12 protein-coding genes are annotated in these 12,940 nt (G+C 64.6%); 8 read left to right on the forward strand and 4 right to left on the reverse strand.

What is annotated here, in order from left to right; genetic code table 11:
- Positions 1-29 precede the first annotated feature (29 nt).
- Entirely contained in the window at positions 30-635 is a 606-nt protein-coding gene (gene leuD / locus OTER_RS13590) for a 3-isopropylmalate dehydratase small subunit (protein ID WP_012375497.1), read from the forward strand.
- Between the two features lie 17 nt (positions 636-652).
- On the opposite strand, the gene OTER_RS13595 is transcribed toward leuD, so the two are convergent.
- Both OTER_RS13595 and tyrS read right to left on the reverse strand, forming a co-directional pair.
- Positions 653-1,516: a diacylglycerol/lipid kinase family protein gene (locus tag OTER_RS13595; protein ID WP_012375498.1), complete on the reverse strand. Its 864-nt coding sequence runs from the start codon at positions 1,514-1,516 to the stop codon at positions 653-655.
- A gap of 45 nt (positions 1,517-1,561) precedes the next feature.
- Positions 1,562-2,839, reverse strand: coding sequence for a tyrosine--tRNA ligase (gene tyrS, locus OTER_RS13600; protein WP_012375499.1), 1,278 nt, complete (start codon positions 2,837-2,839; stop codon positions 1,562-1,564).
- Positions 2,840-3,034: 195 nt separating this feature from the next.
- Here tyrS and OTER_RS13605 point away from each other — a divergent pair, with 195 nt between their 5' ends.
- From OTER_RS13605 to OTER_RS13635, 7 genes are all read left to right on the forward strand, one after another.
- Complete coding sequence (locus OTER_RS13605) at positions 3,035-3,508, forward strand: redoxin domain-containing protein (RefSeq protein WP_012375500.1); 474 nt, start codon at positions 3,035-3,037, stop codon at positions 3,506-3,508.
- A 79-nt stretch (positions 3,509-3,587) separates the two neighbouring features.
- Positions 3,588-6,431: an aconitate hydratase gene (acnA, locus tag OTER_RS13610; protein WP_012375501.1), complete on the forward strand. Its 2,844-nt coding sequence runs from the start codon at positions 3,588-3,590 to the stop codon at positions 6,429-6,431.
- A 130-nt stretch (positions 6,432-6,561) separates the two neighbouring features.
- On the forward strand, positions 6,562-7,074 hold the full coding sequence (locus OTER_RS13615; RefSeq protein WP_012375502.1) for an STAS domain-containing protein: 513 nt from the start codon (positions 6,562-6,564) through the stop codon (positions 7,072-7,074).
- Positions 7,075-7,293: 219 nt separating this feature from the next.
- Positions 7,294-8,736, forward strand: a complete 1,443-nt coding sequence (locus tag OTER_RS13620) for a PP2C family protein-serine/threonine phosphatase (RefSeq protein WP_012375503.1) — start codon at positions 7,294-7,296, stop codon at positions 8,734-8,736.
- A gap of 153 nt (positions 8,737-8,889) precedes the next feature.
- Entirely contained in the window at positions 8,890-10,116 is a 1,227-nt protein-coding gene (trpB, locus tag OTER_RS13625) for a tryptophan synthase subunit beta (protein ID WP_012375504.1), read from the forward strand.
- A 45-nt stretch (positions 10,117-10,161) separates the two neighbouring features.
- Positions 10,162-10,515, forward strand: a complete 354-nt coding sequence (locus tag OTER_RS13630; RefSeq protein ID WP_012375505.1) for a four helix bundle protein — start codon at positions 10,162-10,164, stop codon at positions 10,513-10,515.
- Between the two features lie 58 nt (positions 10,516-10,573).
- Positions 10,574-11,446 carry a YicC/YloC family endoribonuclease gene (locus tag OTER_RS13635; RefSeq protein ID WP_012375506.1) on the forward strand — a complete coding sequence of 291 codons (873 nt, stop codon included), beginning with the start codon at positions 10,574-10,576 and terminating at the stop codon, positions 11,444-11,446.
- A 5-nt stretch (positions 11,447-11,451) separates the two neighbouring features.
- On the opposite strand, the gene lspA is transcribed toward OTER_RS13635, so the two are convergent.
- The gene (gene lspA / locus OTER_RS13640; RefSeq protein ID WP_012375507.1) at positions 11,452-12,015 is read right to left on the reverse strand and encodes a signal peptidase II; all 564 of its coding nucleotides are present in this window, start codon (positions 12,013-12,015) and stop codon (positions 11,452-11,454) included.
- Positions 12,016-12,058: 43 nt separating this feature from the next.
- Positions 12,059-12,814, reverse strand: coding sequence for a TraR/DksA family transcriptional regulator (locus OTER_RS13645; protein ID WP_148218115.1), 756 nt, complete (start codon positions 12,812-12,814; stop codon positions 12,059-12,061).
- Positions 12,815-12,940 lie beyond the last annotated feature (126 nt).

Below are 12,940 nucleotides of genomic sequence, written 5' to 3' on the forward strand. Positions count from 1 at the left end.
GATTCGCGGGCAGCTTCCTCCTTCCAAAAATGGCTCTCGAAAAAATCACCCAGATCGCCGGACGCGCGGTGCACGTGCCGGGCAACGACATCGACACGGACCGCATCATTCCCGCGCGCTTCATGAAGTGCGTGACCTTCGACGGTCTCGGCGAATTTCTGTTCTACGACGTCCGCAAAAACGCGGACGGCACGGACAAGCCGCACCCGCTCAACGAGCCGCGGTTCAAGGGCGCCTCGATTCTGCTGTCGGGTTCGAATTTCGGCTGCGGCTCGTCACGCGAGCATGCGCCGCAGGCGATCCAGAAATACGGACTCAAGGCCGTGATCGCGGAAAACTTTGCCGAGATCTTTTTTGGCAACAGCACGGGGCTCGGAATTCCATGCGTGTCCGCGAGCCGCGAAGACATCACGAAGATCGCGGCGGCCGTGGAGAAGGATCCGCAGACGCAGGTCGTGATCGATCTTGTGAAGCTGGAGGTTCGTTTCGCCGGCCAGAGTGTGAAGATCACGCAACGCGAATCGGCGCGGGATGCGCTGGTAAACGGACGCTGGGATCCGATTGGCGAATTGTTGGAAGGCCTGCCGACGGTGAAGCAGACCGCGGCAGCGCTACCGTATTTCGCGAACGCGTAAGCGAGTTGTCGGGTGGGCTACGGCACCGGACACATGATCCGGAGGCTGGCGGGACGGATCGCGAACTCGACGGTCCGGCCCGCCTCGTGAATTTCGCCGTCGGTGTGAAGGGGTCCGGGCGCTGGGCGTTCGACCACGAACCGGGTTCCGCGGCGATGCACGACGCCGCTGGCCCGATCGATCGTCCCCGAGAACAGCCGGAGCGTCAGCGGGAGAACGTTGAACCAAGTGGCAGCTGGTAGCGCGCAAAGGTCGAGTTGGCCGTCGTCCACGCGGGCGTGCGGCGCGATCAGGGCGTTGTTGCCGTATTGCGCGCTGTTCGCCACGGCGAGGGTGAACGCGTCGACGTTTACCTGCGCATCGTCAGCGGTGATGGTGCACCGCTGCGAGTGGCATGCGTGCAATGTGCGCGCGCCGGTGCTCAGGTAGCGCAGAAAACCGCGGCGTTCGAGGCGGTTGAAGCGTGCGCCGAGTTCGGCTTCGAAGCCAAGTCCGGCGAGGTTGATAAACGGGTGGCCGTCCGCGACGCCCGTGTCGATCGGTCGCGGCCGCCCCGAGCAAAGGATTTCGAGCGAATGTGAGAGCGAGCCATGCAGCCCGAGGAAACGTCCCAGCCCATCGCCGGAGCCGCAGGGAATCAGCCCGAGCGTGGCTGGGGTGCCGATCAAGGCGGAGCCGACCTCGTTCATCGTGCCATCGCCACCCACCGCGACGATGAGCTCGCAGCCATCGTCGAGTGCGGTGGTAGCGAGGTCACGCGCGTGCCGTGGTCGCTCCGTCAGCACCACGGCGGCTCCCAGCTGCGCGGCGAACGCGCGCACGCCGGCGAGCACGCGATTCGCGCGACCTGAACGGCGATTGACGATGAACCGGGTTCTCACGGGCGAAGAATCACCGGGGCTCGCTCTTCGGGCACGGCGCCGAGCCTAGACGATCTTGACCACCGTGTAGGTGCGTTTGCCTTTGCGGAGCAGAAGATATTTGCCGAACAGCAACTCGCCGGTGGTGACCGCACGCGACGCTTCGCCGACGCGGGCATTGTTCACGTAGATGCCACCACCGTCAATGTCCTTGCGGGCCTGGCCCTTCGAAGGCGCGAGCCCGGCGTGGACGAGCAGTTCGACGAGCGGTGCACCCGCGCCCGAGAGTTTGGCGGCTTCAAGTTCCTTGGTCGGGATCTCTCCGACGACGTCCTGAAACAGCGACTCGCTGATGCCGTCGAGCCCGCCGCCGAACATGATCTCGCTCGCACGGATCGCGTTGGCGCATTCCGTGTCGCCGTGCACCAACGTCGTTACGGCGCGGGCAAGCGCCTTTTGCGCGGCGCGGGCACCGGGGTTGGCTTTGAGGTCGGTATCAAGCGCGGTGATCTCCTCGGCCGAGAGGAAGGTCAGCACCTTGAGCAGCTTGATGACGTCGGCGTCCTCCGCCTGCACAAAGAACTGATAGAACCGGTAGGGCGTCGTGCGTTTCGGATCGAGGTAGACCGCGCCGCTGGTCGATTTGCCGTATTTCGTGCCGTCGGATTTGGTGAGCAGCGGGAAGGTGAGGCCCCAGGCGGGCGCCCCGAGCTTTTTGCGGATCAGGTCGGTGCCCGCGGTGATGTTGCCCCACTGGTCCGTCGCGCCGACCTGGAGCTCGCAGTTCATCGTTTCGCGGAGGTGCAGAAAATCGTGCGCCTGCAGCAGCATGTAGCTGAACTCCGTGTAGCTGATGCCCGATTCGCTCTCGAGTCGCGCCCGCACGCTCTCTTTCGCGAGCATCGCGTTAACCGAAAAATGTTTTCCGACGTCGCGGAGGAACTCGAGGAAGCTGATGGGGGCCGTCCATGTGGAGTTGTCGACCATCCGCGCTGGATTGGTCGTTGCGTCGAAATCAAGAAACCGGCCGAGCTGCTGCTTGATCGAGGCAATGTTGTGCGCGACTTGGTCGGGCGTGAGCAGGTTGCGCTCGGCGGAGCGGCCCGAGGGGTCGCCGACCATGCCCGTGGCGCCGCCGGCCAGCGCGATCGGGTGATGACCGTGCAACTGGAAGCGGCGCAGCGCGAGCAGCGGGACGAGGTTGCCCACGTGCAGCGAGTCGGCGGTAGGATCGAACCCGCAATACAGCGTCACCGGGCCTTGGCCGAGGCGCTGGGTGAGCGCCGCGAGGTCGGTGCAGTCGGCATACAAGCCGCGCCATTGCAGATCGTCGAGGATGGTCATGGAGGGCGGAAGAGTAACGGTTCGGGGGCCGGACGGCGCAAAACAAAACTTATCCGGAATTTGGCAAATACAGAAAGGAGGCTTCTTTCCGGAAAAACGGTTTGCGCGGGCGCCCGGCGCGCGTTCTACCTTTCGTTCGCGCGGCGCGTGACTTTCGTCACTGCGCGGGTTCTCCACACTCAACCTCCCAGATCCATGCCTCTCGCCATCGGTTCCCAAGCCCCGGATTTCACGCTCAAGAGCAAGACCGCCGACGGTCTCAAGGATGTCCGGCTCAGCGAAAACTTCGGCCAGCGCCAGACGGTGCTGCTGTTCTTCCCCCTCGCGTTCACCGGCGTGTGCACGCAGGAGATGTGCGACACGAGCGCGGGGTTGTCCGACTACGAGAAGCTCGGCGCGAACGTGATCGCGATCAGCGTGGACAGCCCGTTTGCGCAGGAAGCATGGGCCAAGGCGAACCGGATCGGGGTCACGCTCGCGAGCGACCTGAACAAGCAGGTGATCAAGGCCTACGACGTCGTGTTTCCGAACCTGGCGGGGGTCGGCGACACGGCGGCCCGCGCCGCGTTCGTAGTCGGCAAGGATGGCGTGATCAAATACGCCGAGCAGACGCCGACGCCGAAGGACCTGCCGAATTTTGACGCGATCAAGGCGGCGTTGAACCGCTAAGGTCCGGCTCGACCGGCGCGCGCCGCGGCTGCGAGTCAGGGCTGGCGGCGATCGTCCGGCTCTACGTTTTCACACCATCATGAATCTTCCGAATCCGTTCCACACCCTGCAGACGTTCTCCGCCAACGGAGCGTCGCATCCGTTTTATTCGATTCCCGCGCTCGAGCAGGCGGGATTCACCGTGGCGAAGCTGCCGGTGTCGATCCGGCTGGTGCTCGAGTCGCTTCTGCGGAACGCGGACGGCAAGCGCGTGAGCGAAACCGCGATTCGCGATCTGGCGAGCTGGCGCGCGAAGGCGGAGCGGACGGAGGAGATCCCGTTCGTGGTGGCGCGGATCGTCCTGCAGGACTTCACGGGCGTGCCGCTGCTGGTCGATCTCGCGGCGATGCGGGCGGCGGTCGCGCGGATGGGCCGGGATCCGAAAATCATCGAGCCGTTGGTGCCGGTCGACCTGGTGGTGGATCACTCGGTGCAGGTGGATTTTGCCGGGAGCGCCGAAGCGCTGGCGAAAAACCTTGAGCTCGAGTTCACGCGGAACCGGGAGCGTTATCAGTTTCTGAAGTGGGGCATGCAGGCGTTCGACACCTTCAAGGTGGTTCCGCCCGGCATCGGCATCGTGCACCAGGTGAACCTGGAATACCTCGCCAAGGGCGTACTGCGCGATGACAACGGCGTTTATTATCCGGATACGCTGGTCGGCACCGACTCGCACACCACGATGATCAACGGGCTCGGCATCATCGGCTGGGGCGTCGGCGGCATCGAGGCCGAAGCGGGCATGCTGGGGCAGCCGGTGTATTTCCTGACGCCGGACGTCGTCGGCGTGCACCTGACCGGTGCGTTGCGCGAGGGCGTCACCGCCACGGATCTGGCGCTCACGATCACGCAGATGCTGCGCAAGGCGAAGGTGGTCGGCAAATTTGTCGAGTTCTACGGGCCGGGTGCGGCGGCGCTGCCGGTGGTCGATCGCGCGACGATCGGAAACATGGCGCCGGAATATGGTGCGACCATGGGCTTTTTCCCGGTCGATGAGGAATGCACGCGCTACCTGCGCGCCACGGGACGGTCGGAGGAGCACATTCGGATTTACGAGGCCTACTACCGGGCGCAAGGGCTCTGGGGTATGCCGGAGAAGGGACAAATCGAGTACTCGACCGACCTCGAGCTCGATCTCGCGACCGTGGTGCCGAGCGTGGCGGGCCCGAAGCGGCCGCAGGATCGGATTGAACTGCCGAAGTTGAAAGACGAGTTCCGCGCGGCCTTCACCCGGCCGGTCAAAGAGAACGGCTTCGGCAAACTCGCCGCCGAGTTCGAGAAGAGCGTGCACGTTGCCGGCGCGGGCTGGACCCATCCGCTGAGCGCTGGTGGCAGCCAGGAGCGGGCGCCGCAGTCCGATCGCGATGTGAAGAACACGAGCGTCATCACGGAGCGGGAAATGGTGAACAATCGGCCGACGCCGACCCCGGTGGCGGTGAAAGCGGAGCCGATCGCGGGCGAGCTGCGGCACGGCAGCGTGCTGATCGCCGCGATCACGAGCTGCACGAACACCTCGAATCCGAGCGTGATGCTCGCAGCCGGGTTGCTCGCGAAGAAGGCGGTGGAACGCGGACTGCAGGTGAACCCGCTCGTGAAATCCTCGCTCGCGCCGGGCAGCCGGGTGGTGACGGACTACCTCACGAAGACGGGGCTGCAGGCGTATCTTGACGAGCTGGGATTCCAGACCGTGGGCTACGGCTGCACGACCTGCATCGGCAACTCGGGCCCATTGCATCCGGCGATCGAGGACGCCGTGTTGAAGGGCGACGTGGTGGCGGCTTCCGTGCTGTCGGGCAACCGCAACTTCGAGGCGCGCGTCCATCAGAACATCAAGTCGAACTTCCTCATGTCGCCGCCGTTGGTGGTCGCGTTCGCGCTGGCCGGCCGGATCGATATCGACATGGCGCACGAGCCGATCGGCCGCGACCGCGCCGGCAAGGAGGTCTACCTGCGGGATCTGTGGCCCACGCTGCAGGAGGTGCGCGACCAGATGGCCGCGGCCCTGAAACCCGAGGTGTTCCGCAAGCTCTACAGCGATTTCGCGGAGCAGAATCCGAAGTGGAACGAGATTCCGTCGACCACCGGCAACGTCTATGGGTTCGATCCGAAATCGACCTACATTCAGGAGCCGCCGTTTTTCGCGAAGTTCGGCATGCAGCCGGGCAAGATCGAGGAAATCAGCGGGGCGCGGGCCCTCGGCATCTTTGGCGATTCGGTCACGACCGACCATATCTCACCGGCCGGTGCGATCAAGAAGACCTCGCCGGCAGGTCAATTCCTGCTCGAGAATGGCGTCACGTTCGAGAATTTCAACTCCTACGGCTCGCGGCGCGGCAACGATCGCGTGATGACTCGCGGCACGTTTGCGAACGTCCGCATCAAGAACCTCATGCTCGGCGGCGAGGAAGGCGGCAACACGATCTACCAGGCGTCGGGCGAGAAGATGTCGATTTTCGACGCGGCCATGAAGCACCGCGCGAACAACACGCCGCTCGTGATCGTCGCCGGGCAGGAATACGGCACCGGTTCGTCGCGCGACTGGGCGGCGAAGGGGACGAATCTTCTCGGCGTGAAGGCGGTCGTGGCGCAGAGCTTCGAACGCATTCACCGCTCGAATTTGGTCGGCATGGGCGTGTTGCCGCTGCAGTTCAAGGAAGGCACGACCGCGCAGACGCTCGGGCTCGACGGATCCGAGGTGTTCGACGTGCTCGGGCTGACCGCGGGGTTGAAGCCGCAGCAGGATCTCACGCTGCGCGTCACGCGCGCGGACAAGAGCGTGGCGATGGTGCCCGTCCGCTGCCGCATCGATACGCCCATCGAAATCGACTACTACCAGCATGGCGGCATCCTCCCCTATGTGCTGCGTCAGATTCTGGCGCGGCGCTGAGCGGACGCTCCGGCAAATGTTCGCTGGCAATCATCAAACTCGTGTAAGACAGTTCCGGCGAACCTTGCGGTAGGGCGGTTTTGGGACGATCTTGGATCGGACCCAACCGGGCCACACAACGTCCCTTTCGATGCCAGATACAGCGGTGCAGCCTGTCTATCTCGTCGACGCGTATTCCGACCCCGCGGTCGTGCGCGTCAACGGACGGGCGTGTTTCCAAAACAGCGCCTGTCTGCGGGAGTTCGTGACGGAGATGTTGCGCCAGCAAAAAACCCGGTTCGTGTTCGATTTTCAAAACTGCTCGAGCATGGACAGCACGTTTCTCGGGGTGCTGGCGGGCATCGCGCTGGAGCTCAAGAAAGTGCCGGGTGGCGGCAGTCTGGTGCTCGCGCGGATGGGCCCGCGAAATCTCGAGCTGGTGCGCAACCTCGGGCTGCACCGACTCCTCACGGTGGAGACGGGGGATTTCCCGATGACATTCGACGCGCAGGCCACGCCCATTCCGTGCCGGGATCAGACGGAGTTGGACCACGCGCGGCTGGTGCTCGAGGCCCACGAGAACCTGGTCACGGCCGACGAGAGCAATCGCGCGAAGTTCCAGGACGTGCTGGCCTTCCTGAAAAACCGCGTGCAGCAGGGCTGAGCGGGCGCGAGCCGCAAGGTGGTCAAAGGTGAGAACCCGCCGTCGCGGGCGCGTTCGGGCAACTCACGCACTACCGCTAATCGACAGCCCGCCGGGACGGCGGCTCCACCACAAAGCGCGCCAGCGGCATCGCGGACGTTTCCTGAACAGAGCCGAGGTCGGCTTGCCGCGCGCACTTGCGGTTGCAGGGGGCGGCGGGTTGAAGCAGATTGGCGGTGCATGATCTTCGCTCTCGTCCTCGGCACGCTGCTGGGTGGGTCCGCGATGCTCCTGCCTTTTTATCGCGCGCGGCGCGCCGCGGCGGCGGCGGAGCAGGGCCGCCAACAGGTGGCACAAGAGCGGCAGCTCGTCGTGGATTTCATGCATCACATGGTCGCCGCGCTGGGCGAGGAAGCGACGCGCGAGGAGCTGCCGCAGCGGATCGTGCATGCCGCGATCCTGTGCTCGGGCGCACTGAGCGCATGCCTGTTCGAGCGCACGGGCGGCGGACAGATGCGCAGCGTGGCGGTGGAAGGATTGTTTCCGCCGCACCGGCCGCTGCCACCCTCGTTGCGGGAGAAACTCGCCACGCGGGCGCGGTTCATCGAGCAGGTGCTGAAAACGGAGACGTTCCCCGACAACGAGGGCATCGTGGGCGCCGTGGTCCAGTCCGGCCAGGGACAACTCGTGCCGGACGCGGCCGCGGATCCGCGGATCGTACGGCACGACGATCCAGCGCTGAAGGTGCGCTCGGTGATCGCGGTGCCGTTGCGGTTTCGCGACCGGTTCTTCGGCGTGCTGGCGGCCGCCAACTCCGCGGATGGGGAGCCGTTCACCGCGAACGATTTTTCCTTGATGCAGTCGCTGGCCGAGCAAGCCGCGCTCGCGCTGCACAACGCCGAGTTCCTGAACCTGCAGATCGAAAAGCAGCAGCTCGATCTGGATCTCTCGCTCGCCAGCGGGATCCAGCAGATGCTGCTGCCGCACGATCTGCCGCTGTTTCGCGGGCTCGACGTGGACGCGCGCTATCAGGCGGCGCAGAAGATCAGCGGCGATTTCTACGATCTGTTGCGCCTGGACGAGCAGCGCATGGGCATCGCGGTGGCGGACGTTTCGGGCAAAGGGATCCCCGCCTCGCTGCTCATGGCGATTTGCCGGACGAGTCTGCGGCAGATCGCGCCCCGATTCCAGTCGCCCGCCGCGACGCTGGCGGAGCTGAATCGCGCGCTGACGGGCGACATGCGACCGGGCACGTTCATCACGCTGTTGTATGCGATCGTGGACACCGCGCGCGGTGAGGTGACGGTGGCGCGGGCCGGCCACGAGCTGCCGTTGGTCGCGCGGCGCGATCCAGCGACGGGCGTGGCGGGGGGCGAGTTTATCGGTTCGGAAGGCATGCCGCTGGGATTGGTGCCGGACGAAGTGTTCGCGAGCGTGATCGTGGATCGCACCGTGCCCTTCCGGAACGGCGACGTGCTGGTGCTGTACACCGACGGTGTCACCGAGGCGCCAAACGAGGAGGGGCGGGAATTCTCCGGCGCTCGGCTGGTCGACGCGGTGCGTGCGCTGCACGGCCGCAGCGCGCAGGAGTTGAACGATGGAATTCTTGAACGCGTGCAGCGGTTCGCCGGGGCGGCGGCACAGCGCGATGATTTGACCCTGGTTACAGTGAAGCGCGCGTGAGCCCACGTCGTGCAACTGGCCAGGGCGCCTCCCAGTCTCGGGCCACCGCCCGGGCGAGACGCCCAGGTCAGAATCTGAGATGCGCCTGCTGAGGGCGCAAGGGTGTGCGCGGGGCTTGCCTCTGCCGGCGAGCGCTACTCACTTGGCGGACGCATGTCCTCCTCCGCCACCACCGCTCCTCATGATCGCTTCGCGTTGCCGGACGCCGCGGGCCGATTCGGCCGTTACGGCGGGGTGTTCGTGCCGGAGACGTTGATGACGGCGCTGGAGGAACTGGGCGCAGCGTACGAGGCGGCGAAGAAGGATCCGGATTACGTGGCCGAGTTGCGCCGGCACTTGAAGGAGTTCGCCGGCCGGCCCACCGAGCTCTACTTCGCTGAGCGGCTCACGCAGCACTGCGGCGGCGCGAAGATCTACCTGAAACGCGAGGATCTGCTCCACACCGGCGCGCACAAGATCAACAACGCGCTCGGCCAGGCGCTGCTCGCGCGGCGGATGGGAAAGAAACGGATCATCGCCGAGACCGGCGCCGGACAACACGGCGTCGCGACGGCGGCAGTGTGCGCGAAGTTCGGCCTCGAATGCGTCGTCTACATGGGCGCGGTGGATATGGAGCGGCAGGCACTGAATGTTTTTCGCATGCGCCTCATGGGAGCCGAAGTCCGGAGCGTGGACTCGGGGCAAAAGACGTTGAAGGATGCCGTGAACGAGGCGATGCGCGACTGGGTGACGAACGTGCGCGGCACGCACTACATTCTCGGTTCGGCGCTCGGCGCGCACCCGTATCCGATGATGGTGCGCGATTTTCACCGGGTGATCGGGCAGGAGACGAAGGAACAGATTCTAGCTCGCGAGGGGCGGCTGCCCGACGAGATGGTGGCCTGCGTCGGCGGCGGTTCGAACGCGATTGGTTTCTTTTTCGAATTTCTCGACGAACCGAAGGTGAAACTCATCGGCGTCGAAGCGGGTGGGCGCGGCATTCGGCGGGGCGAGCACGCGGCGCGTTTCGAAGGCGGCAAGCTGGGTGTCCTGCAGGGCGCGAAGACGTACATTCTCCAGAATCCGGACGGGCAGATCGAGCTGACGCACTCGGTCAGTGCGGGGTTGGACTACGCGGCGATCGGTCCCGAACACGCCTACTATCGCGAGCGGAACCGGATCGAATTTGCCTACGCGTGCGACGACGAGGTGATCGAGACGTTCCAGCTTTGTTCACGACTCGAAGGCATCATTCCCGCGCTCGAGAGCACGCATGCGCTGGTGCACGGCATCAAGCGGGCGCAGCAGCTGCGGCCGGACCAGATCATCGTGATCAACCTGTCCGGACGGGGAGACAAGGACGTCAATCAAGTGGCGAAAATGCTCGGCGTGGCGTTGTAGCGCGAAATCCCAAACGCCAAAGGTTCAAACGCCAAAGAAAGCTCAATGGCAGAAAAACCGATGGACTTGGAGGAGCGCTCGGCGGTCTTTGCGATCGACGTACGATCGTTTGTCCGGAAGCTTCCGCGGACAATTTCGAACATCGAGGACGTCAAGCAGCTCGTTCGCGCTTCGGGATCCGTGGCAGCCAATTGTATCGAGGCCGACGAGGCTCTGGGCGAAAAGGATCGCGTGATGAAGTTCCGTACCTGCCGCAAAGAAGCGAAGGAGTCGCAGCTCTGGTTGCGTTTGGTCTACACCGCGGGGAACACAGGAATTGAGGAGACACAGCGACAGCTTCGACAAGAGGCTCACGAGCTGAAACTCATCTTTTCCTCCATCGTGAAAAAGCTGGAATGAGCAGCTTCGGATTCGGATTTGTTTGGCGTTTGGGCGTTTGGCGTTTGTGATTTGCTCCATGCGCAGCATGACAGGCTACGGGCGGGCGACCTCCGCGGTCGCGGGGTATTCGCTCACCGTGCAGGTGAGTGCGGTGAATCGGAAGACGCTGGATCTCGCGATCAGCCTGCCCTCGGATTGGGAGGCGCTGGAGACGTCCGTCGCGGAACAGGTGCGCCAGGTCGCCACACGCGGCCGCGTGAATGTTGCGATCGAGCTGACGGGGGCGCGCGGCGCGCCCGAGATCGCGTGGGACAGCGCCGAGGTGGATGCGACGCTCGACAAGCTTGCGGCGCTCGCGGCTGCGCGCGGGGTGCCGTTCGAACCCACGCCGGAGCTACTGTGGTCGGTCGCCAACGCGCAGCGGATCACACCCGAGCTGCCCGATGCGGAGGAAGCGGCGGCTACCGTGACGGAAAGTGTGGCGGAAGCGCTGCGTGGCTTTGTGGCGATGCGCGCGCAGGAGGGCGAGGCGCTGCTGGTGGATTTTCTCGCGCGCTTGCGCACCGTGCGCGGCCACGTGGAGGCCATCGCTACGCGCGCCCCTCAGGTTGCGCCCGGCTATCGGGAGGTGCTGATGCAGCGGTTGCGGCAGGCGGGACTTGAACTCGACGTGAATGACGAACGCGTGCTCCGAGAGGTGGCGCTGTTTGCGGATCGTTGCGACATCACCGAGGAGCTCACGCGGCTGCGCAGCCACCTCGATCAGTTCACCGCCTTGCTCAAATCGGACGGCGAGATCGGTCGGAAAGCGGAGTTCATCCTGCAGGAGATGGGACGCGAGGTGAACACCATCGGCAGCAAGGCCAACGATCTTGCGATCTCCAAAGCCGTCATCGAGCTGAAGAACGAACTCGAGCGCGTGCGCGAGCAGATCGCGAACGTCGAGTAAGCGCGCTACTTTGCCCGCCCCGGCTCGCGGAACGAGTGCCAGAGGTAGAGGATCACGCCGGCGCAAATGCCCGAGTCGGCAACATTGAACGTCGGGTAGACGTAGGTGCCGAAGTGCAGGTCGATGAAGTCGACGACGTGTCCATGCACCAATCGGTCGACCAGATTGCCGGCGATCCCACCGGTCAACAGTCCGAACGAGATTTGCGCCATGCGATCCCGGAGCCCGAGGGCTCGGCGCCAGAGGAAGATTGCGATGAGAGTGGCCGCGGCGAGCAGCGCGAGCAGCATACCCTGGCCCGAGAACATGCTCCACGCCGCGCCCGTGTTGCCCACGTGGACGATGTAGAAGAAGTCGGGCACCACCGTGATCGCCGCCGGTTCGCCATAGGTGGGAAACGGCAGGCGAGCGGCGACGATGGACTTGCTGATCTGATCGCTGATCAGAACGGCGAACCCGATCGCGAGCAGACGGCGGTAATCAAGCAGCCGCTGGAATCTCGATCGGGGATTCTCGATTTTCGATCCGCCCTCCGGGGCATCGGCAGGGCGGGGTGCAACGTCCGTCATGAATGTAGTTCAGCAGCTCGAAAGATCTACCACCGAACGCGCCTCACTCCTCGGCGGCTTCCTCGTCCATGATCTTGCCGCCTTCCTCGCCCATTTCGCCGAAGAGGCCGCCGGCCGTGCGCGCGCGATAGCGGTTCTTCTCCAGATCCTTCTGGGCTTCCGCCGAGTAGCGCGTGAACGGGACGGCGAGCAGCCGCTCCTTCGCGATCGGCTTCTGCGTGATTTCGCAGATGCCGTAGGTGCCATCGTGGATCCGCTTGATGGCGGCGTCGATCTCGGTCAGCGCCTCCTGTTCGCTCGATACCAGGCTGAGCGCGAAGTCGCGGTCGAACGTGTCGGTACCGGCATCGGCCATGTGCTGACCGTAGCTCGAGAGATCGCCTGAGTCTTCCTTGCTCGAGCGCTTGAGCGTCTCTTCAGAGTGCAACTCGATGCCTTCGGTGAGTTGTTTGCGCAGGTCGAGCAGCAGCTTGTAGTAACGCCGGTATTTCTCCGGCACCTTCTCGACATCGTCGGGCGCGGTGACGCGGGAGCGTTTCGGATTGAATCCGAGAATATCGCTCAGGGAGGCCGCCTTGATATGATTCGGCTTCGCGGGCTTCTCGATGGCCACGGCGGTTTTCGCGGCGGCGGTCGGCTTGGCGGGCCTGCCCGTCGACTTCTCGTCGTCGCCCGACTTGCTGCCCACGGTCTTCGCGATGGCGCGGACTTCGTCCAAGCTGAAGGCGATGGGTTTGGTGGAGGTCTTGCGCTTCAGGATGCTGTCGCGCAGAGCGGTTTTCTTAGAGGGTTTTTCCATGGTGGGAGAGGGATGTGCGGGTTTCCCGCGCGGCGCCGGCTTCGCGGCCTTCGCCTTGATCGGCGCCGACCGCGGCTTTTTCAGCACGGGTTTTTTCGCGGCTCTGGACGGGGGGGATTTCTTCTT

It is taken from the genome of Opitutus terrae PB90-1 (assembly GCF_000019965.1).
Taxonomy (GTDB): domain Bacteria; phylum Verrucomicrobiota; class Verrucomicrobiia; order Opitutales; family Opitutaceae; genus Opitutus; species Opitutus terrae.